The organism is Streptomyces sp. NPDC006743, assembly GCF_040703815.1.
GTDB lineage: Bacteria > Actinomycetota > Actinomycetes > Streptomycetales > Streptomycetaceae > Streptomyces.
Map to the genome: position 1 here is coordinate 1 of NZ_JBEYJA010000049.1, position 19,835 is coordinate 19,835.

Genomic DNA, 19,835 nt, shown 5'->3' on the forward strand with positions numbered 1-19,835 from the left:
TCGCAAGGCGCCGGAAGGTCCTTGTAGCGGAGCTACCAGGGCCTTTCGGCAACGCCGCGAGCGTGCGTGCCGGGCGTCGCGAGCCGGGCGCCCCTATTGTTCGCAGCTCTAAGAGGGCAGCGCCGGCGCGGGCGGCTACGCCTGTGAGCCGCCGCCCCGGCCGGTGAGCCTGGTCACGCGCTCGCCCACGCCCCAGGAGGTGACCCGCCACAGCGCCTCCGCGACGATGTCCCGGCTCATCTTGGAGTCGCCCAGTTCCCGCTCCACGAACGTGATCGGCACCTCGACGACGTGGAAGCCGGCCTTGATCGCGCGCCTGGCCAGGTCGACCTGGAAGCAGTACCCCTGCGAGGCCACCTCGTCGAGGCCCAGCCCCTCCAGGGTCTCCCGCCGGAACGCCCGGTAACCGCCGGTCACGTCGCGGATCGGCACGTCGAGCATGAGGCGCGAGTAGGTGCTGCCGCCGCGGGAGAGGAACTCGCGGGACTTCGGCCAGTTGACCACGCGGCCGCCCGGCACCCAGCGGGAGCCGAGGACCAGGTCGGCGCCCTTGAGGGCGGTCAGCAGCCGGGGAAGCTCCTCGGGCTGGTGGGAGCCGTCGGCGTCCATCTCGACGAGGACGCCGTAGTCGCGCTCGAGCCCCCAGCGGAAGCCAGCGAGGTAGGCGGCGCCGAGGCCTTCCTTGCCCTTGCGGTGCAGTACGTGGACGTGCCCGTCCTCCGCGGCCAGCTCGTCGGCGAGCTTGCCCGTGCCGTCGGGGCTGTTGTCGTCGGCCACCAGGACGTGCGCGTCGGGGACGGCCTTGCGGACCCGGCCCACGATCGTGGTGATGTTCTCCGCCTCGTTGTAGGTCGGAATGATCACCAACGCGGTGCCTAGCGGACCGAACCGCCTCTCCTGGGACCCAGCCGCGGGGGTGCCGTCGCCGTGGTTCACTACTGCCCCTTCATGTCCGTACGCAGGGGACCACCATAGTGGCCAGGGCCTGCGAGGATGTGACACCACGTCCGTTCGGTGGTGTCGATTCGACCAGAGCTGGGTAAGAACTCTCTTTTTCGGAATGGGGGCCCGGTGCCCTTCGGGCCGACCTGGTACCCGCTGGCTGCGGATCGACCGAAAGCCGTTGTCTACTGAGCGACCGGGCCCCACCCGGGTCACACCTTGCCGACCGTCCGGAACCTTCCCCCGCCGACGCGGACGCTGAGCCTGGCTCCCAGTGACGGTGACCCGGTGCGGCACACCGTCCCTGACCCAGCGGCACTGCGACGCGGGTACGGAAGTTCCCCGGTCGGGCGTCCGGTGGTGGACCCGGCAGAACCTACCGGCCCCCTGCCGTCGCCTGTCAAACAGCGGCCCGGCCCGCCGGGGAGCCCGGCGCCGCCCGGCCGGTGCCGAGGATGCGCAGGTCGCGCGAGCGGGCGGCGGGGGATCCTCGCCGCCGCGCCGCACCGGGAGATCACTCGCCCGGCCGTACGAAGACGGTCCGGCCCCCCACCACGGTCCGCAGGCAGACGGGCAGGTCACGGCCCTCGCCGAGGTCGGGCAGGCCGGGGGTGCCGGAGCGGGGGTCCGTCGACCAGCGGGCGACGCGGTCGTCCGGGGCCTGGACGACCAGCTCGCCGGTGCGCCACACCGCGTAGTCCGCCACGGCGCCCGGCACCAGGACCCCGGCGTCGTCGCGGCCGACGGCCCGCCAGCCGCCGCGGGTGTGGGCGGTGAAGGCGGCCCGCACGGAGACCCGGTGCTCGGGGGTGCGGTGGAAGGCGGCCGCGCGGACCGTGCCCCACGGGTCGAGCGGGGTGACGGGACTGTCGGAGCCGAGGGCGAGCGGGACACCGGCCCGCAGCAGCGCGGCGAACGGGTTGAGGGTCCGGGCCCGCTCGACGCCCAGGCGCTGGGCGTACATGCCGTCCTCACCGCCCCACAGCGCGTCGAAGGCGGGCTGGACGGACGCGGTCAGTCCCAGCTCGGCGAAGGCCGCGACGGTCTCCGGGGTGAGCATCTCGGCGTGTTCGACGCGGTGCCGGGCGGCGCGGACGCGAGCCAGGCCGAGCTTGTCGGCGGCGGCCCGCACCCCCTCGACGACCGTGCCGACCGCGGCGTCCCCGATGGCGTGGAACCCGGCCTGCAGGCCCGCCTCGGTGCACGCGGTGACGTGGGAGGCGACGGCGTCCGCGTCGAGGTAGGCGCTGCCGGTGTGGGCCGCGTCGGCGTACGGGGCGTGCAGGCAGGCGGTGTGGGAGCCGATGGAGCCGTCGACGAACAGGTCCCCGGCCGCGCCCAGCGCCCCGAGCTGCCGCGCCTTGTCGGCGTCCGCCTCGGCCCAGTAGCCGACGACCCGCGGGCCCGGTTCCTCGGCGGCCGTGCGCAGCAGACCCGTGAAGTCGTCCTCGGAGGAGATGTCAGGGCCGCCGCACTCGTGCACGGAGCCGATGCCCAGGGAGGCGGCCCGGGCCAGCGCCGCACGCTGCGCCTCGGCGCGCTGGGCGGGCGTGACGGCGGCGAACGCGGCGGCCCGCACGGCGTGGTGGGCGTCGGCGGTCAGCGGGCCGTCCACCGGTCCGCGGACCGACGGGACGAGGTCGAGCAGGGCGGTGGTGACGACCGCGGAGTGGACGTCGATCCGGCTGAGGTAGAGCGGGCGGCCCCCGGTGGCCTCGTCGAGTTCCGCGCGCGTCGGGGGACGGCCGCCGGGCCAGCGGGCCGCGTCCCAGCCGTGGCCGAGCAGGACCCGGTCGTCCGGCCGGGCGGCGGCGAAGTCCCGCACCCGGGCCAGGGCCCCCTCCAGGGAGGGGGCGGCGGACAGGTCGAGTCCGGTGAGCGCGAGGCCGGTGGCCGTGGTGTGCACGTGGGCGTCGGTGAACGCCGGGGTGACCAGGGCCCCGTCCAGGTCGACGACCTCGTCGACCCCGTCCGCGAAGGCGTCGGCCGCGCCCTCGGAGCCGACCCAGGCGACGTGTCCCGCCTCGACGACCATCGCGGTGGCGAACGGGTCGGCGGGACTGTGGACCTCGCCGCGGCGGAGAAGGACGGTCTGCGGTTCGGCGGTGCGCTCACTCATGGGCACCAGTCTCGCCCCTCCCCCGGGCCGCCCGGCACGCAGGGCGGTACCCGCGCGGCGCGCCCGACCGCCCCGGAGCGGCACCGGAACCGCCGGAGCGGGGCCGGAGCCCGACGGGAGGGGTCCGGACGACGCCGGAACCGGGCCCGGCGACCCGAACGGCAGCGGACCGGCCGGAACGGCGCCGGAACCGCCCCGGGCCGGCCGAAGCGGCAGGTAACGGCCGGCCGCCGCTGGCGGGGCCGGTCAGATGCGCGGGGGGCGCGCCTCGTACGGGGTCGACAGGACCACCGTGGTCCGGGTCGACACCCCGGCCAGGGTCCGCACCCGGGCCAGCAGTTCCTCCAGTTCGTGCGGCGTGGCGACGCGCACCTTGAGGATGTAGTTCTCGTCACCGGCCACGCTGTGGCAGGCCTCGATCTCCGGCACGCCCGCGAGCCGGTCCGCGATGTCGTCCGGTGCGCTGGGGTCGAAGGGTTTGACCGAGATGAAGGCGGTCATGGGCAGCCCGACGGCCTCGGCGTCGACGACCGCCGCGTACCCGCGGATGACGCCACGCTGCTCCAGCCGCCGCACCCTCTGGTGCACGGCCGACGTGGACAGGCCCGTGGCCTTGCCCAGGTCGGTGTAGCTCATCCGCCCGTCCTTGACGAGCAGCTGCACGATCTGTCGGTCCAGCTCCTCCATGGCGCAAGAACCTACAGTGCGCTTGATCTCCTCGGATACCTCGGCGGCCCAGGTCATGCCCCTTCGCGCGCAGTCCGGCGGCGGCCGGTCGGCCACCCGGGGGACAAACCGGTCGCGCGGGGCATCCACGACCGGCATGTGACCAACGCCACAACAACCGGTCGCTCTTCGTGATGTTCTCGTGATTACCGCCGAGAGCGGGCGGGAAGTGCTTGCTGTGGTCCAGGCCGCAGCGCCTTCACGGCCCAGCCTTTAGGGGGAGCATCCCATGCAGAGTCTCAAGCGCCCTGGTCGATCTGTGCCCAAGCGGCAGCAGCCGGCCGTCGAGCCGCAGCCGGAGGGCGTCGAACCCGACGAGTTCGGCGAGGGCACCGACGCCTACGACACCTTCGAGATGTTCCGGGTGATCTGCCCGGAGTGCGCGCAGCCCATCGCGCTGCTGGCGGACGAGGAGATCCTGCCGGAGCACGCGCTGTGCGCCTCGCCGTGGAACCCGTTCGGACTCACCGTCTGCGCCGGTACCGGGCGCAAGGCCGACGAGGCGCGGCCGGCGGACGAGTTCGACGGCCCGCAGGAGCAGCAGACGGCCCTGCTGCTGACGCTCCCCCAGGGACTCGACTGGCGGATGCAGCCCTTCTCGCACGTGGGCGGCCCCGGTTCGCGCCCGATGCGGGTACCGGCGATGCGCCGCCAGGCCGCCTGACCACCCGCCCGGCCGCCCGCCCCAGCCACTCCGTCCGCACCATGGCGCACCGGCGCCGTGGTGCGGAACCGGCGTGCACGGGCGTGCCGCGATCGGCGTGGGCGGCCCGGTGGGCACGGGTGCGTCGCTGACCACGGGCGCACCGATCGGCGCGGACGTGCCGGTGGACAGGGCGCATGGGTGAGGCACGGCTGAGTGGCTGACCACGGCGCACCGATGGACACGGACGTGCCCATACGCACGGACACATCGGTGAGCACGGGGGCATCGCTGACCACGGGCGCACCGATCGGCGCGGACGTGCCGGTGGGCGCCGACGGCACGCGACGCCGAAGAGCCGGCGGCGTACCGGAAGAGGCGCGGCCCGGGTCTTCTCGCAGCCGGGGACCTCGGACCGGACGCCGCTGGACTCACGCTCGATTCCCCCCGGCGGTGACCTGTCCGCCGTGCGGCGCGTTGCCCGGGTATGACCGCCATTCCTCCGGCAGCCGGACGTCGGCGTCGCATCTTCGTGCCGCCGCCCGCGGAACTGGTTCCGCCCGCGCCCCCGCAGCTCCCGGACCCGCCGATCTACCGCGACCTGATGCGCACCTGGGCCGACCGGGGCCGTACTCTGCCGGGGCGCCACGACCCGGAATGGGTCCGGCTGGCGGCGCCCCTGCTCGGCCTCGGGCAGTTCAGCGGGTCTCGGGACCCGCGACGTGACGGGCGATGACCATCCGCTGGATCTGGTTGGTCCCCTCGACGATCTGCAGCACCTTGGCCTCCCGCAGGTAGCGTTCGACCGGGAAGTCCGCGGTGTAGCCGTACCCGCCGAGCACCTGGACGGCGTCGGTCGTCACCTTCATGGCCGCGTCCGTGCAGAACATCTTGGCCATGGCCGCCTGCCGCGCGAACGGCCGTCCCGCGTCGCGCAGCCGCGCCGCCGTCAGGTACAGCGACCGGCCCGCCTCGATCTGCGTCGCCATGTCGGCGAGCATGAAGCGCAGCCCCTGGAAGTCGGCGATCGGCCGTCCGAACTGCCGCCGGTCGGTGGCGTAGGCGACCGCCTCGTCGAGTGCCGCCTGGGCGAGGCCTATGGCGCAGGCCGCGATGCCGAGCCGTCCCGAGTCGAGGGCCGCCAGCGCGATGGTGAAGCCCTGGCCCTCCTCGCCGAGCCGGCGGGTGTCGGGGACCCGCACCCCGTCGAGGTGGATCTGTGCGGTCGGCGAGCCCTTCAGGCCCATCTTCTTCTCCGGTGCCGCGGCGCTCAGACCCTCCGCGTCGCCCGGCACCAGGAAGGCCGTGATCCCGCGCGGGCCCTCTTCGCCCGTGCGGGCCATGACGGTGTAGAAGTCGGCGATGCCGCCATGGGTGATCCAGGACTTGGTGCCGGTGATCACCCATGCGTCGCCCTCGCGGACGGCCTTGGTGCGCAGCGAGGCGGCGTCGGAGCCGGAGGCCGGTTCGGACAGGGCGTAGGCGCCGAGCAGTCCGCCGCCGAGGATCGCGGGCAGATGCTCGGTCCGCTGTTCCTTGGTGCCGTACGCGGCGAGCCCGTAGGCGGCCAGGGAGTGCACGCTCAGGCCGAGTCCGACGGTGAGGCGGGCCGCCGCCAGCTCCTCCAGGACCTGGAGGTACACCTCGTAGGGCTGGTCGCCGCCGCCGTACTCGGATTCGAAGGGCAGGCCGAGCAGTCCGGAGCGGGACAGCAGGGTGAAGACGTCGCGCGGGAAGCGCCCGGCGTCCTCCTCCTCGGCCGCCTTCGGGGCGATCTCGTGCTGCGCGATGTCGCGGACGAGCGAGATCAGGTCCCGGGCCTCGTCCGTGGGCAGTTGCCGGTCCACCGGCTGCGGGGCGCGGTCGGGCATGGCGACGCTCTCCTCCCTGTCGGGCACTGGCGGACAGGCACCCTGTGGGGCGGCTCCGCCGGGGTCTTCCTCGGGCCGGCCGATGTTCGTCCTCCCGGGTCACGGAAGCGGCTGACCAGCGGCTGTGCGCTGTGAGTATGCCCGATCGGAGGCAGGGAGTCACCGGTTAACGACCGCTTACTTCAAGAAAGGGTGAAGCGGTGTGCCGGGAGCGGTGATCAGCGGTTCCCGTAGGCGGTCGTGGGGTGTCGACGGGCGGCCGCGGGGACCGGACGGACGGGGGCGGTCTCCTCGATCGCGGAGCGTGCCGCCCAGGGTCTTCGCTCGGGGTGCGCGCGGTGTCGCGGGAGAGCCGGGGACGGTCGTGCGGCAGGCGGCGGGGTCGTGCCCGGCGTGGGGTGGATCAGGTCTTCGGCGGTCCGGTCCTGCCGGGCGATCGAGGGGTCACAGCAGTCCGAGCTGGGCGACGAGCATGGCGATCACCACGACGAGGGTCCAGCCGAGGACGTGCTCGAGGACCTTGGGCCCGTCGCCGTCGTCCCGGGGGCCACCGGTGCGGACGCGGGCGGGTGTGGCGGTGGCCGAAGGAGCGGTCATGGTCTCTCGCAGGGTCGGACGTGCGGTGTGGAATCCCCCGCGGGCTCGGCGCCCGCCTCGTCTCCACCTTGCCACCGGCGACACCTCGTGCGGCGGAGACCTTGCTCACAGGCGGGGACCGGCGCTCACCGGCGGTCCGGTCCCCGCAGGCGGGGTCCCGGGCGCCCGGGGCCCCGCCTGCCGGCCGACGCCGGTCCGGTCAGCGCACGCCCACCGCCTCGAGCGCCGCGCGCTGGCGGGGCGTGGGGTGCGCCGGGAAGTACAGGTAGCAGACGCCACCACTGCCGGAGACGACCTTGCCGGAGGCGTTGTACCGCTTGGTCCTCAGCCAGATGTTCTCGAACTCCCGGCGCCGGTAGACGCGCCGGACCGCCTCGTCGCTCGGCGAGGCGGGGTCGTTGGCGATCACGTCCCCGTCGGCGGTGAAGCCGATGACCGTCATCAGGTGGCCGGAGGTGCCGTATCCCGCTCCGGTCAGTTCGCTCTTGAGGAAGGACTGCGAGGTGATGGCCGGGACGCCGGCCGCGATCAGCGTCTCCAGGTCGGTGAGGGAGCCGAGCCGGGTGACGACGCCCTGCAGGTCCTTGAACGTCGCCGCGTAGGCCGCGTTGAAGGGCCAGTTGCCGCAGCCCGCGTACTGGTAGTCGTAGGTGGAGCGCGCCGCGTGGCAGACCTGCGGGTCGGCGTAGGAGGGGTCCACCCATGACAGTTGGGCGGGGGTGAGCCGGCCGCCCCAGTACTCGACGATCATCTGCGAGGAGGTGGGGCTGCACCAGGCCTCGCCGCCGTTGTCGTACTGCGGGTACTGGCCCGCGTGGATCTCCTGCGAGTACCGCGGGACGGTGAGTTCCGCACCCACGCGTCCGGGGGCCGAGGCGGGCACGGTGAAGCGGTCGGGGATGTCGGAGCCCATGGCACCGACGCGCCAGACGGTCGGGGTGAGCTGGGTGCCGGGCCTGCGGTAGAGGGTGAGGCGCAGCCGGTAGGCGGCCAGCCGCAGGCCGGAGGAGGGGTCGTCGACGGAGAAGGTGTCCGTCCAGACCGTGCTGCGGCCGTCGCTCTGTCCGTCGACGGAGGTGCGCCTGATGTCCTGGTCGCCGGCGGCCCAGCGGCCCATCACGTACCAGGGGGTGTCGGTGCCGTCCGAGTACGTGCCCCGCAGCTCCACCTGGAGCCAGGTGCCGGCCGGGGTGTGCGCGTTCCAGGAGGCGACGGCCTCCGTCGCGGGGACGGGGAGCCGGTGGAGCGGACCGGTCCAGGTGGCGTACTCCCACGTGGCGGTGGTGCCGGTGTGCGGGTCGGTGTAGTCGGTGGTGCCGCGGGGGGCGGCGATCTCCAGGCCCGGGCGGGCGCCGGCCACCGCGCGGGTGCCGTCGCGGGCGCCCGCGCGCCAGTCGGTGTACGTGGTCCAGGCACGGTAGTCGGCCGGGCGGGCGGAGCCGCCCACGGCGCCGGGCGGACGGCGTCCGGCGGCGGGGGCGGTGGTCCCTCCGGCCGCTTGGGCGGCGGCCGGGGCCGCGCCACCTGCGACGGCGGCGACGACCGCGGCGGCCAGAACGGATCTGCGGGTGGGCTGATCGGGTCCGCTCATGGGTGGAAGACCCCCAGGTGTCCGAGTCGGGGCGGATGGCCGGTCCGTGCACGGCGATGCGCCCCCACTATGGCGGCGGCGACCGTCTCCTGCCAGCACTTCACCACGCGCCGCGCCCAGCAATATTGGTCTCCACCACTGGCACGCCGTCCCCGGCCCGCCCGCCTCTCCGGCTGCCCCGCGGGAGCCCGGCGCACGCTCTGCCGGGGGCCCGGACGGGGACGGCGGCCACCGCCGGGCGGCACCCCGACCGCCCCGGCCCGGACCCGTCACGGCGCCCGGACCGGCACCGGCGCCCGGCGCCTTACGCACCACCGCAGCGGTTCCGGCACCGCCCTGAACGGTTCCGGCGCCCCGTCAGATCAGGTCCATCGCGGCGACCTCGTCGGGGCGGCCGTAGCTGACCGGGCCCTGGAAGCGGCGGCGGGCGGTGGCGAACCACCAGACCGTGGCGACGAGCAGGACGGCGGCCAGGGCGATGGGGGCGTAGTTGAACGAATCGGCGGTGATCGGCGAGGCCTGCGGCAGCATGAACAGCACGCTGCTCAGCACGATCCAGGTGACCGCCACGACACCGACCGGGCGGCCCCAGCGGCCCAGGTGCCAGGGACCCGGCTGGAACTCGTCGCCCAGCCGCAGCCTCAGCAGGATCGGGACGGCGTAGGCGAGGAAGAGCCCGACGACGTTGACGCTGACGATGGCGGTGAAGGCCGTGTGCGACCACCAGCCGGGCAGGACCAGCGCCAGGGAGCAGACGACCGCGAGCCAGACGGCCTTGACGGGCGTGCGGGTGCGCGGGGAGACCGAGTGCCACCAGCGGGAGCCGGGCATGGCGCCGTCCCGTGAGAAGGCGAAGATCTGCCGGGTGTTGCTGGTGAGGTTGGCCAGGCCGCAGAAGAGCATGGCCCCGATGACGATCAGCAGCATGGCTTTCGCCGCGCCCAGGCCGAGCGCGTCGATGAGGATCTGGACGGGCGGTGCGTCCGCGCCCGCCACGCGCGCGTAGTCACGAATGCTGTAGACGAGCGCGAGCATGAGGATCAGGCCGGTGACCGCCGAATAGCCGATGGCGCGGACGATGCCCCGGGGTGCGTTGACGGTCGCCTGGACCGTTTCCTCGGACATGTGGAAGCTGCCGTCGAAGCCGGTGAAGGTCCAGCTGGTGACCAGCAGCCCGAGCAGCCCTCCGTAAAGCCCGCTCGTGAAACCGGTGTTGTTCGCGAAATGCGTGACGAAGGACACCGGACGGTGATCGCCGGGAACGGCGACCAGCGCGGTCACGATGACCACCATCCCGATCAGCAGCCACCACACCGAGATCCGGTTCAGGACCGCGACCAGTTGGACCGTGTACGTGTTGGCCAGCCCCTGGAGCACGATGACGAGCGCGGTGATCAGCACCGTCTGGTGCGCGGTCGGCCGGTAGGAGGTCCACTGGAGGGCGACGAAGGCCTGGATGAAGGTGGCCGCCGCGTACCCGGTGGCCGCGGTACCGCCGACCTGGCCGACGAAGTTCAGCCAGCCGGTGAACCAGGACCAGGCCCCTTTGTGCCGCTTGGCGAGTTTCCCAGCGGAGAAATACAGCGCGCCGCTCGTGGGATAGGCGGAGGCGACCTCTCCCATCGCCGCGCCGACGAACAGCACCATGACGGAGACACCGATCCAGCCGAACACGAGAATACGGGGGCCGCCCGCGTTCATACCGAATCCGAAGGAGGAGAAGATCCCGGAGATGATGTTGATGATGGTGAAGGAGATCGCGAAATTGTCGAACGCCTTGAAACGCCGGGTGAGTTTCCTCGGATAACCCATCGCGTGCAGGGTCGCGTCGTCGTCGAGCGCCCTCGGGTCAGCCATGCCGCGGGTTCTGGCGCGCGGGAGTTGTATCCGTTCCGACACGGTCGGCCTTCCTCTCGTGGGGGGGGTGGTGCGAGGGTCAGGGGGACGAGGGCACCGGGAGGCCGCAGGCCCGCCGTGCCCGGGACAACTGCTCCACGGGGTCGCCGAAGACGCACCAGGGCATCCGTGAGGCGTAGGGGCCCATGGCGGTCAGGACCGCGCGGGCCTCGAACTCGCACCCGGCCAGCACCAGCGCATGGGCCAGGTAGGCCAGGTCGAGCACCGGCGTGAACCGGTAACCGGACACCGTGGGAAGCCAGTTGCGGTAGACCGCGAGGGCGGCGGAGCGCCACTGGGGCTGCTCCCAGACCCGGTCCGCGAGCGACTGCGAGGCGTCGTAGCTCTCCACGAGGGCGACCAGCGGCAGCAGCCGCAGCGCGGAGTCGGCGGGCGCGCGCTGGCTCAGGAAGGCGGCGACGTCCCAGGCCGCGTTGACCGAGCCGCCGTGCCGGGTGAAGAAGAAGGCCAGAAATCGGTGGTGGGCCTCGCGGTGCCAGGGGTCCAGGGACAGGACGTGCGCGAACAGTCGCCAGGGGCCGGGCGGGGCGGTCAGCAGCCCCTGCGGCGCCGGGTCGCGCAGCCGGTGCAGCCGGGCCATGGCCAGTTTGGCCGCCCAGGGCGTGGGGTCGGCGGGGTCCACCGCCGAGGCCCGTTCGCAGGCCGAGAGCGCTATCCGCTCCAGCGCGGCGGCCCGCTCGTCGCCGGCGTCGGCCGCGCGCAGCGCCCGGTGCACCGCCACCCGCGCCCACACCAGGGCCGACTCGGGCCCGGGCTCCTCGGCCAGCCAGCGTTCGGCGAGGTCGGAGTCGGCGGCCTCCGAGGCCAGCACCAGGGAGCGGTGGGCCCGCAGCGCGAAGTCGTCACGTGTCTCGGCGAGGGCGGCGCGGGCGCTCGCCCAGCGGCCGGCCCGGATGTCGACGCACACGCCGGCCAGGACGCGGTCGTCCGCCGCGGGGTGCCAGACGTACTGCCCGTCGAATAACCCAGCGGCCATCTTCCCCCTGTCGGTCACCGCACGGCACCTCACAGTGCGCTTCCGGCACTTTACTCATCACGGAGCACAACCGGAACGCGATTTTCGACATGTTCACCCCGGGATTAGCCGGGTATTCAGCGGTACTCGGGGGCACCGCCACGGGTGTTCCGAAGGGCACCGCGGCGGGTGTACCGAAGGGCATTGCGGCTGGTGTTCACGGTGTTGACTCGGGCGGTGACACGGACGTCCGGTCCGACCGGTCACTAGAATGTTCCCGGGAAATATGCCACCACATCCGCACCCCGCCAGGACCCGTCCCCGCCCCGGCCCGCCTCTCACCCCGCCCTTCGCCCGCCCCCCTCACTCCAGCCCCGGGAAGAGCCATTCACACCCTCGCCGACCGTCTGCGCCGCCTCCCGCCGTCCTGCGGGCCCGTCCGCCTGGTCGGCGTCGACGGACACGCCGGTTCCGGGAAGTCCACCTTCACCGCCCGGCTGTCCGTGGCGCTGGGCGGTGCTCCCGTCCTGCACCTGGACGACGTCTCCGGCCACGAGGAACTGTTCGCGTGGGACGGGCGGCTGCTGACCGAGGTCGTCGCCCCGCTCGCCCGGGGCCTGACGGCGCACTACGCCCCCTACGACTGGCGGGCCCGGCGCTTCGGCCCGGCCACGCGCGCGCTGGCGCCGGCGCCCGTCGTCCTCGTCGAGGGCGTGGGGGCGGGCCGCCGGGCCCTGCGCCCCCACCTGGCCCGGCTGCTGTGGATGGAGCTGCCGCGCGAGGAGTCCTGGAGGCGCGGACGGGCGCGGGACGGGGCGGAGCAGCGGGAGTTCTGGGCGGACTGGGTCGAGGCGGAGCGCCGGCACTTCGCCGAGGACCCCTCCCGGCCCTTCGCGGACCTCCTGGTGCGGCAGTCCGGGCACGGCTACGAGGTGCTGCCGGGGCCTTCCGGACGGGTTGGACCGGACCAGATCGCTACGGAGGGTGAGGGGTCGTCGGCAATGTGCTGAACTTGTGAAGACCGCCGTGAGGGAACTTGGCCAAGTGTCCCAACTTCGCTTGACCCGGGGCCCGTACAGGTCTTACGTTCTCAATGTGCGGTCATCGCGGACCGCCCGCAAACACGAAGCCCCCGGTTGTTCCCCCGTGACCGGGGGCTTCGTTCTGCCCGCGCACCGCTATCCGGACGCCGCGCGGCTCCATTCGATCACCCTCGGTCACCGATCCGGGCGAACCGCTTCCGCTTCCGTCCCGCCGAACAGCGTGTGCCGCACCCTTCGGCGGGCGGCGATCCCGCAGGTACCATGCCCTCGGTGCGACCTTCGAACGACTGCTTCGCGCACCTGCAACTCCGGTCCGCGCAGCAGCGGTTCGACCAAGGCAGCCACCGGGCGGCGGTCCGGCGGCGAACCTACGGGGGCACGGTCTGTGGGGGACGTGATGGACTTCGGCACGCAGGGCCCCGAGGCCCCGGCCGACCTGGCCTGGCTGCGCGGTGTGGACGCCTACGCGATGGGCGCCTACCCGCAGGCCGAGGAGGAGTTCCGGGCCGCGGTGGAGATGGACCCGGGGATGGCGGACGGGTGGCTCGGGCTGCACGCGCTGCGCGTCGACACGACCACCGCGCTGCTCAGGATGTTCCGGCACCGGGACCGCTTCGGCGAACAGCGCACCCGGCACCGGCGCACCCTCAACTCCTGGTACTGGCTGGGCTGGTGGGTGCAGCCCGTGCTGGAGAGTCCCCGCGATCTGCTGCTCGCGCACGCCTCGCACTGGCTGGACGGACGCCACGTGCCCGAGCTGGACCGGGCGCTGGCCGGTCTGCCGCCGGTGGACGCCGACGCCCACGTCCGTTTCCTGCACGCCTGCCGCGCCTACCTGATCAAGGACTGGGAGCAGCTGGTACGGCACACCGACCCGCTCGTCGACGATCCGATGCTCGGCATCGAGGCCGGTCTGTTCGGCGGCATGGCCCGGGTCCGGCTGGAGATGTACGGGCAGGCCGAGCCGCTGCTGTCGGCCGCGCTGATGCGGTGCCGCAGCGAGCAGCCGCAGCGCAAGGAGCTGCGGTACTGGCTGGCCAGGGCGCACGAGGGCACCGGCCGCAGCGCCGCCGCGCTGCCCCTGTACCGGGCGGTGCACCGGGTCGACCCCGCCTTCATGGACACCTCGGCACGGCTCGCGGCGATCGCCGAGGGCGACGGCTACGACGACGAGGCCGCCGATTTCGCGGCGATCACGCTCGCCGGGGCCGGCCAGGACAGCGTGGACGGCCCGGACGTCCTTGATCCGCTCTTCGGTGCGGAGGGCCGGGACCTCAGACTCGACGATGCGGAACCGCCCGCCGCCGGCCCCTTCCCCTCCCCCGCCGGTCCGGCGGTGCGTCAGCGGGGCGCGGTCGCCGTCGGCCCGCTGCCCAGCGGGCCGACGGACCCCGCCTTACTCGAACAGGCGCTCGCCGAACTGGAGCGCATGGTGGGGCTGGAACCGGTCAAGCGCCAGGTGAAGGCCTTGTCGGCCCAGTTGAACATGGCCCGGTTGCGCGCCGGGCAGGGGCTGCCCGTCCAGCCGCCGAAACGCCACTTCGTCTTCTCCGGCCCCTCGGGCACCGGCAAGACCACGGTGGCCCGGATCCTCGGCCGGGTCTTCTACGCGCTCGGGCTGCTCGGCGGCGACCACCTGGTGGAGGCGCAGCGGGCCGACCTGGTCGGCGAGTACCTGGGCCAGACCGCGGTCAAGGCCAACGAGCTGATCGACTCCGCCATCGGCGGGGTCCTCTTCGTCGACGAGGCGTACTCCCTGTCCAACTCGGGGTACGGCAAGGGCGACGCGTACGGCGACGAAGCACTCCAGGTGCTGCTGAAGCGGGCCGAGGACAACCGCGACCACCTGGTGGTCATCCTGGCCGGCTACCCCGAGGGCATGGACCGTCTCCTCGCCGCCAACCCCGGCCTGTCCTCCCGTTTCACCACCCGGGTGGACTTCCCGTCGTACCGCCCCCAGGAACTCACCGAGATCGGCAAGGTGCTCGCCGCGGAGAACGGCGACCGCTGGGACGACGAGGCCCTGGACGAGCTGCGCTCCATCGCCGGGCACGTGGTCGACCAGGGGTGGATCGACGAACTGGGCAACGGCCGCTTCCTGCGCACCCTGTACGAGAAGAGCTGCGCGTACCGGGATCTGCGCCTGTCCGGCTACCCGGGCACCCTGACCCGGGACGACCTGGCGACCCTGCGCCTGCCGGACCTGATGCAGGCGTACGGGGAGGTGCTGTCGGGCCGGGGCCCCCAGGACCCGTCGGCCCTGTGACGGCACCGCCGGGAGCCACCCGGCACTTCCGCGCTCGCGACGTCTCCTGCGCCGGACCGGCCGCCCTCGCGGCCCGGCGCACACGCGGCCCGGCGCACACGCGGCCCGGCGCACACGCGGCCCGGCGCACACGCGGCCCGGCGCACACGCGGCCCGGCGCACACGTGAGCCCACGGCCGCCGGGCGGCCGTGGGCTCACGTGGCGACGGCGGCTCAGGTCGCCAGGGCCTGTTCCGGTTCTCCGCTGACCCGGGGTTCCGTGAGCCGGATCTCCGGGGCCGTCCGGTGGGCGGGGTCGCGGACCTCGCCGACGAGGAGTTCCAGTACGTCCTCCAGGGCCACCACGCCGAGCACCTTGCCGGAGGCGTCCGCGACCTGGGCCAGATGGGTGGCGGCGCGGCGCATGACCGTCAGGGCGTCGTCCAGCGGCAGCTCGGACCTGAGCGTGGCCATCGGGCGCCATATCCGCTGCGGCACGGCACGGTCGGAGTCCTCCAGGTCGAGGACGTCCTTGACGTGCAGGTAGCCCATGAAGGCGCCGTTCTCCGCGGCGACCGGGAAACGGGAGTAGCCGGTGCGGGCGGTGAGGGCGACGATCTCGCCGGGGGTGACCGACGGGCGGACGGTCACCAGCGCGTCACGGCGCAGCAGCACGTCGAGGACGGGCCGCGAGCCCAGTTCCAGGGCGTCCTCCAGGCGCTCCTGCTCCTCGGGGCCGAGGAGACCGGCCTGTCCGGCGTCCTCGACGAGCCGGTTGAGCTGCTCGCTGGTGAAGACGGCCTCGACCTCGTCCTTGGGTTCGACACGGAAGAGCCGCAGGATGCCCTGGGCGCAGGCGCCGAGCGCCACGGTGACGGGCTTGCAGACACGGGCGAAGGCGACCAGGCCGGGGCCGAGCCAGAGCGCGGCCTTCTCCGGTGCGGCCATCGCCAGGTTCTTCGGCACCATCTCGCCGATGACCAGGTGGAAGAAGACCACGGCCGCCAGCGCGATGACGTAGCCCAGCGGGTGCACCACGCCGTCGGGCAGGTGCATCCGGGTGAAGACCGGTTCCAGCAGCCGCGCCACCGTCGGTTCGGCGACGGCGCCCAGGGTCAGCGAGCAGACGGTGATGCCGAACTGGGCGGCGGCCATCATCTGCGGCAGCCGTTCCAGGCCGTGCAGCACCTGGCGGGCTCGGGCGGTGCCGAGCGGTTCGATCTGGCTGCGGCGGACGGAGACGAGCGCGAACTCGGCGCCGACGAAGAAGCCGTTGGCGAGCACGAGCAGCGCGGCGAGGACCAGTTGGAGCACGCTCATCGGGCGGCCTCCGTCACGGCCTCGGCGGTGGGTGCCGCGGTCCCCGTGCGGACCAGCCGGACCCGCTCCGCGCGGTAGTGGCCGACCTGGCGCACGGACAGCCGCCAGCCGGGCAGTTCGGCCCTGTCGCCGGGGGCCGGGATACGGCCCAGCAGGTCGGCGACGAGTCCGGCGACGGTCTCGTAGGGGCCTTCCGGCGCGTCGAGGCCGATGCGCCGCAGCAGGTCGACCCGGCAGCCGCCGTCGGCGTCCCAGGCGGGCCGGCCGTCCTCCGGCGGGGCGGGGGCGAGTTCGGGCACGTCCTTGGCGTCGTGCTCGTCGCGGACCTCGCCGACGAGTTCCTCGACGATGTCCTCCAGGGTGACGACGCCCGCCGTGCCGCCGTACTCGTCGACGACGACCGCGATGGGCTGCTCGCTGCGCAACTGAGCGAGCAGCGGCTGCACCGGCAGGGTCTCGGGGACCAGCAGCGCGGGCCGGGCGATGCGGCCGACGGGGGTGCGCAGCCGTTCGTGCGCGGGGACGGCGAGGGCGTCCTTGAGATGGGCCATGCCGACCACCTCGTCGATCTTCTCCTGGTAGACGGGGAAGCGCGACAGGCCGGTGGCCCGGGTGAGGTTGACGACGTCCTCGGCGGTCGCGGAGAACTGCAGGGCGCTGACCTTCACGCGCGGCGTCATGACGTGCTGCGCGGTGAGGTCGCCCAGGGAGAGGGTGCGGACGAACAGGTCGGCCGTGTCCTGTTCCAGGGCGCCGGCCTGGGCGGAGTGCCGGGCCAGCGAGACCAGCTCGCCGGGGGTGCGGGCGGAGGCCAGCTCGTCGGCGGGCTCGACGCCCAGCGCCCGTACCAGGCGGTTGGCGACCGTGTTCAGCGCGGCGATCACCGGGTGGAACAGGCGCGAGAAGTGGTGCTGCGGGCCGGCCACGAAGCGCGCGACCTGCAGCGGCCGGGACACCGCCCAGTTCTTGGGGACCAGCTCGCCGATCACCATCTGCAGGGCGGAGGCGAGCAGCATGCCGACGACCACGGCGACACCGGAGACCGCGCCCGCGGGCAGACCGGTCGCGGTCAGCGGGCCGTGCAGCAGCTCGGCCAGTGCCGGTTCGGCGAGCATGCCGACGACGAGGGAGGTGATGGTGATGCCGAGCTGGGTGCCGGAGAGCTGGAAGGACAGCTCGCCCAGCGACTCGACGACCGTACGGGCCCGCCGGTCGCCTTCGGCCGCGGCCCTCTCGGCGTCGGGGCGCTCGACGGTCACCAGGCCGAACTCGGCCGCGACGAAGAAACCGTTGGCGAGAATCAGCAGGAAAGCCGCTCCGAGGAGCAGCAGGGGGATGGTCATGATGCCGCCGCCTGAAAGTGCGCGCGGACCGCTTGTTCGCGGTGCGCGCTATGTCGGCAGGGGGCGGCGCAGGTACTGCAGGACGATCCGTCCATCGCCGGGGGGAGTCACTCCTCGGGTAGCAGGAACCCCTGGCACCGGTCGGGGCTCAGGGGCGGGGACGCAGCGAAACGTCTCCGCCACCAGATTAATCAAGACCGGGCCGAATGCGTCAGGGCGGACGCCCCGGAGCCGTCCCGGAGGTTCACCCCGAGACGGGTCCGGGGCCCGTCCCCGGGGTCTGCTCCGGGTCGTGGACGGCGCGGGCCTCGACGAGCGCGCGCAGGGTGCGGGCGTCGGCGACGGCGCGCTGCCTGGCGATACCGGGCTGGATGCCCAGTGCGGGCAGGCTGGTGCCGTCGCTCAGATTGAGGAAGACCCACGGGTCGCCGGGGCGCAGGTTCACCTGGAGGACCTCCGGCCACTCCAGGTGCCGCTTGGAGGTGATGTTCACCACGGTGACGCCGGATTCGTCGGCGACCACCTTCGGGCGCGCCAGCAGCGCGAGCACGCCGAAGAGGAGGGCGCCGGTGAAGACGAAGCTGACGCGTTCGCCGGGGGTGAGCGGTTCCAGGAGGACCGCCACGGCCGCGATCACGACGAAGATCGCGACGCCGGCGGTGAGCAGCACCGCGCGGGTGTGCCCGGGCCGGAAGGTGACGGGGAGGGCGGGAGGGAGGTCGGACATCGCTCGTTCGTCCTCAGAGGCGGCAGGCGTGGATGGCCGTGGTCAGGATCGCGCGGGCGCCGATCGCGTACAGGTCGTCCATGATCCGCTGCGCGTCCTTGGCGGGGACCATCGCGCGGACGGCGACCCAGCCCTCGTTGTGCAGCGGGGAGACGGTCGGGGACTCCAGGCCGGGGGTCAGCGCGACGGCCTTCTCCAGCTGCTCGACCCGGCAGTCGTAGTCCATCATCACGTACGTCCGGGCGACCAGGACGCCCTGGAGGCGGCGCAGGAACTGCTGCACCTTGGGCTCCTCGGCGTCGGCCCCGGTGCGCCGGATCACGATCGCCTCGGACTTCATGATGGGCTCGCCGAAGACCTCCAGGCCCGCGTTGCGCAGGCTGGTGCCGGTCTCCACGACGTCGGCGATGACCTCGGCGACGCCCAGCTCGATCGCGGTCTCCACCGCGCCGTCGAGGTGGACGACGGAGGCGTCGACGCCGCTGTCGGCGAGGTGCTTGGCGACGATGCCCTCGTAGGAGGTGGCGACCGTCTTGCCGCTCAGGTCGCCCACGCCGCTCGCCGTGCCGGGCTTGGAGGCGAAGCGGAAGGTGGAGCGGGCGAAGCCGAGCGGGAGGATCTCCTCCGCGTTGGCGCCGGAGTCCACGAGCAGGTCGCGGCCGGTGATGCCGATGTCGAGGCGGCCGGAGGAGACGTAGATCGCGATGTCGCGGGGGCGGAGGTAGAAGAACTCCACCTCGTTGCCCGGGTCGACGATCCGCAGTTCCTTGGACTCCCGGCGCTGCTGGTAGCCGGCCTCATGCAGCATGTCCGCCGCAGGGCCGGAGAGTGAACCCTTGTTGGGGACGGCGATGCGCAGCATGAGGTCGGCTTCCTTCGCGTGAGGGGGTGGAACTGCTCTTACGGCGGGCGGGTTACAGGTGGGCGTAGACGTCGTCCAGGGAGATGCCGCGGGCGACCATCATCACCTGGACGTGGTACAGCAGCTGCGAGATCTCCTCGGCGGCCGCCTCCTTGCCCTCGTGCTCGGCGGCCATCCAGACCTCGGCCGCCTCCTCGACGACCTTCTTGCCGATGGCATGGACTCCCTTGCCGACCAGTTCGGCGGTGCGGGAGGTGGCGGGGTCGCCGTGGGCGGCCTTGTGCTGGAGCTCGGTGAACAGCTCCTCGAACGTCTTCTTGGACATGGTGCTGCTTACCCTACGCGCTCCGGGCCACTGGTCACCGCCAGGGTTCGGATACTGAACGCAGCGTGGCCGCGGTCGCCACGGCGGCGGTGACCGCCTCGTGGCCCTTGTCCTCCCGGGAGCCTTCGAGACCGGCCCGGTCCAGGGCCTGTTCCTCGTCGTCGCAGGTCAGGACGCCGAAGCCGACGGGGACGCCGGTGTCCACCGACACCTGGGTCAGCCCCTGGGTGACGCCCTGGCAGACGTAGTCGAAGTGCGGGGTGCCGCCGCGGATGACGACACCGAGGGCGACGATGGCGTCGTAGCCGCGGCCGGCCAGCACCTTCGCCACCACGGGGAGTTCGAAGCTGCCGGGCACCCTGAGCAGGGTGGGCTCGTCGATCCCCAGCTCGTGCAGGGCGCGCAGGGCGCCGTCCACCAGTCCGTCCATCACCTTCTCGTGCCACTGTGCCGCGATGACGGCGACCCGGAGGTCTCCGACGTTGCGGACGGACAGATCCGGTGCACCCTTGCCGCTCACGTGTCTCCTCAGTGCTCTGTGCGCTGTGCTCTGTAGCAGTGCTCTGTGCTCTGCAGCACTCTGTGCTCTGTGCTCTGCGCCGACCAGCG

At 73.1% G+C, this 19,835-nt stretch carries 17 protein-coding genes; 3 read left to right on the forward strand and 14 right to left on the reverse strand.

Annotated elements, in window-relative coordinates:
• Nucleotides 1–135 precede the first annotated feature (135 nt).
• The 3 genes from ABZ719_RS29765 to ABZ719_RS29775 all read right to left on the reverse strand — a co-directional run bounded on the left by ABZ719_RS29765 (nt 136) and on the right by ABZ719_RS29775 (nt 3,748).
• Complete coding sequence (locus tag ABZ719_RS29765) at nt 136–936, reverse strand: polyprenol monophosphomannose synthase (protein ID WP_366728256.1); 801 nt, start codon at nt 934–936, stop codon at nt 136–138.
• 520 nt (nt 937–1,456) lie between these two features.
• Nucleotides 1,457–3,061: an amidohydrolase gene (locus ABZ719_RS29770; RefSeq protein WP_366728257.1), complete on the reverse strand. Its 1,605-nt coding sequence runs from the start codon at nt 3,059–3,061 to the stop codon at nt 1,457–1,459.
• Nucleotides 3,062–3,307: 246 nt separating this feature from the next.
• A complete protein-coding gene (locus tag ABZ719_RS29775) occupies nt 3,308–3,748 on the reverse strand; it encodes an Lrp/AsnC family transcriptional regulator (RefSeq protein WP_018570152.1) in 441 nt (146 codons plus the stop codon).
• 268 nt (nt 3,749–4,016) lie between these two features.
• Between ABZ719_RS29775 and ABZ719_RS29780 the strand changes: the two genes are divergently transcribed.
• On the forward strand, nt 4,017–4,451 hold the full coding sequence (locus ABZ719_RS29780; RefSeq protein ID WP_366728258.1) for a hypothetical protein: 435 nt from the start codon (nt 4,017–4,019) through the stop codon (nt 4,449–4,451).
• 677 nt (nt 4,452–5,128) lie between these two features.
• On the opposite strand, the gene ABZ719_RS29785 is transcribed toward ABZ719_RS29780, so the two are convergent.
• The 5 genes from ABZ719_RS29785 to ABZ719_RS29805 all read right to left on the reverse strand — a co-directional run bounded on the left by ABZ719_RS29785 (nt 5,129) and on the right by ABZ719_RS29805 (nt 11,382).
• The gene (locus ABZ719_RS29785; protein ID WP_366728298.1) at nt 5,129–6,301 is read right to left on the reverse strand and encodes an acyl-CoA dehydrogenase family protein; all 1,173 of its coding nucleotides are present in this window, start codon (nt 6,299–6,301) and stop codon (nt 5,129–5,131) included.
• A 444-nt stretch (nt 6,302–6,745) separates the two neighbouring features.
• Nucleotides 6,746–6,898 carry an SCO1431 family membrane protein gene (locus ABZ719_RS29790; RefSeq protein ID WP_360978193.1) on the reverse strand — a complete coding sequence of 51 codons (153 nt, stop codon included), beginning with the start codon at nt 6,896–6,898 and terminating at the stop codon, nt 6,746–6,748.
• A 199-nt stretch (nt 6,899–7,097) separates the two neighbouring features.
• The gene (locus ABZ719_RS29795) at nt 7,098–8,489 is read right to left on the reverse strand and encodes a peptidase C39 family protein (RefSeq protein WP_366728259.1); all 1,392 of its coding nucleotides are present in this window, start codon (nt 8,487–8,489) and stop codon (nt 7,098–7,100) included.
• A 357-nt stretch (nt 8,490–8,846) separates the two neighbouring features.
• Nucleotides 8,847–10,346, reverse strand: coding sequence for an amino acid permease (locus ABZ719_RS29800; protein ID WP_366728260.1), 1,500 nt, complete (start codon nt 10,344–10,346; stop codon nt 8,847–8,849).
• A 79-nt stretch (nt 10,347–10,425) separates the two neighbouring features.
• The gene (locus tag ABZ719_RS29805; RefSeq protein ID WP_366728299.1) at nt 10,426–11,382 is read right to left on the reverse strand and encodes a hypothetical protein; all 957 of its coding nucleotides are present in this window, start codon (nt 11,380–11,382) and stop codon (nt 10,426–10,428) included.
• A 365-nt stretch (nt 11,383–11,747) separates the two neighbouring features.
• On the opposite strand from ABZ719_RS29805, the gene ABZ719_RS29810 reads away from it, so the two are divergent.
• On the forward strand, nt 11,748–12,371 hold the full coding sequence (locus ABZ719_RS29810) for a hypothetical protein (RefSeq protein ID WP_366728300.1): 624 nt from the start codon (nt 11,748–11,750) through the stop codon (nt 12,369–12,371).
• A 430-nt stretch (nt 12,372–12,801) separates the two neighbouring features.
• Nucleotides 12,802–14,670, forward strand: coding sequence for an AAA family ATPase (locus ABZ719_RS29815; RefSeq protein ID WP_366728261.1), 1,869 nt, complete (start codon nt 12,802–12,804; stop codon nt 14,668–14,670).
• A gap of 213 nt (nt 14,671–14,883) precedes the next feature.
• Here ABZ719_RS29815 and ABZ719_RS29820 read toward each other — a convergent pair whose 3' ends face one another.
• The 6 genes from ABZ719_RS29820 to ribH form a co-directional block, all read right to left on the reverse strand.
• Nucleotides 14,884–15,969, reverse strand: coding sequence for a hemolysin family protein (locus ABZ719_RS29820; protein WP_366728262.1), 1,086 nt, complete (start codon nt 15,967–15,969; stop codon nt 14,884–14,886).
• Complete coding sequence (locus ABZ719_RS29825) at nt 15,966–17,312, reverse strand: hemolysin family protein (protein ID WP_366728263.1); 1,347 nt, start codon at nt 17,310–17,312, stop codon at nt 15,966–15,968. The genes ABZ719_RS29820 and ABZ719_RS29825 overlap by 4 nt, the downstream gene beginning before the upstream one ends.
• 244 nt (nt 17,313–17,556) lie before the next feature.
• Nucleotides 17,557–18,039 (reverse strand): PH domain-containing protein, encoded by a 483-nt coding sequence (locus tag ABZ719_RS29830; RefSeq protein ID WP_366728264.1) that lies wholly within the window; start codon nt 18,037–18,039, stop codon nt 17,557–17,559.
• Nucleotides 18,040–18,052: 13 nt separating this feature from the next.
• Nucleotides 18,053–18,901, reverse strand: coding sequence for an ATP phosphoribosyltransferase (hisG, locus tag ABZ719_RS29835; RefSeq protein WP_366728265.1), 849 nt, complete (start codon nt 18,899–18,901; stop codon nt 18,053–18,055).
• Nucleotides 18,902–18,953: 52 nt separating this feature from the next.
• Nucleotides 18,954–19,226 carry a phosphoribosyl-ATP diphosphatase gene (locus tag ABZ719_RS29840; protein ID WP_016434182.1) on the reverse strand — a complete coding sequence of 91 codons (273 nt, stop codon included), beginning with the start codon at nt 19,224–19,226 and terminating at the stop codon, nt 18,954–18,956.
• Between the two features lie 34 nt (nt 19,227–19,260).
• The gene (ribH, locus tag ABZ719_RS29845) at nt 19,261–19,746 is read right to left on the reverse strand and encodes a 6,7-dimethyl-8-ribityllumazine synthase (protein WP_037859926.1); all 486 of its coding nucleotides are present in this window, start codon (nt 19,744–19,746) and stop codon (nt 19,261–19,263) included.
• Between the last annotated feature and the right edge of the window lie 89 nt (nt 19,747–19,835).

Coding starts and splice junctions, on each gene's coding strand:
- ABZ719_RS29770 (WP_366728257.1), bottom strand. CDS start 3,061: ATGAGTGAGCGCACCGCCGAACCGCAGACCGTCCTTCTCCGCCGCGGC.
- ABZ719_RS29775 (WP_018570152.1), bottom strand. CDS start 3,748: ATGGAGGAGCTGGACCGACAGATCGTGCAGCTGCTCGTCAAGGACGGG.
- ABZ719_RS29780 (WP_366728258.1), top strand. CDS start 4,017: ATGCAGAGTCTCAAGCGCCCTGGTCGATCTGTGCCCAAGCGGCAGCAG.
- ABZ719_RS29785 (WP_366728298.1), bottom strand. CDS start 6,301: ATGCCCGACCGCGCCCCGCAGCCGGTGGACCGGCAACTGCCCACGGAC.
- ABZ719_RS29790 (WP_360978193.1), bottom strand. CDS start 6,898: ATGACCGCTCCTTCGGCCACCGCCACACCCGCCCGCGTCCGCACCGGT.
- ABZ719_RS29795 (WP_366728259.1), bottom strand. CDS start 8,489: ATGAGCGGACCCGATCAGCCCACCCGCAGATCCGTTCTGGCCGCCGCG.
- ABZ719_RS29800 (WP_366728260.1), bottom strand. CDS start 10,346: ATGGCTGACCCGAGGGCGCTCGACGACGACGCGACCCTGCACGCGATG.
- ABZ719_RS29805 (WP_366728299.1), bottom strand. CDS start 11,382: ATGGCCGCTGGGTTATTCGACGGGCAGTACGTCTGGCACCCCGCGGCG.
- ABZ719_RS29815 (WP_366728261.1), top strand. CDS start 12,802: ATGGACTTCGGCACGCAGGGCCCCGAGGCCCCGGCCGACCTGGCCTGG.
- ABZ719_RS29820 (WP_366728262.1), bottom strand. CDS start 15,969: ATGAGCGTGCTCCAACTGGTCCTCGCCGCGCTGCTCGTGCTCGCCAAC.
- ABZ719_RS29825 (WP_366728263.1), bottom strand. CDS start 17,312: ATGACCATCCCCCTGCTGCTCCTCGGAGCGGCTTTCCTGCTGATTCTC.
- ABZ719_RS29830 (WP_366728264.1), bottom strand. CDS start 18,039: ATGTCCGACCTCCCTCCCGCCCTCCCCGTCACCTTCCGGCCCGGGCAC.
- hisG (WP_366728265.1), bottom strand. CDS start 18,901: ATGCTGCGCATCGCCGTCCCCAACAAGGGTTCACTCTCCGGCCCTGCG.
- ABZ719_RS29840 (WP_016434182.1), bottom strand. CDS start 19,226: ATGTCCAAGAAGACGTTCGAGGAGCTGTTCACCGAGCTCCAGCACAAG.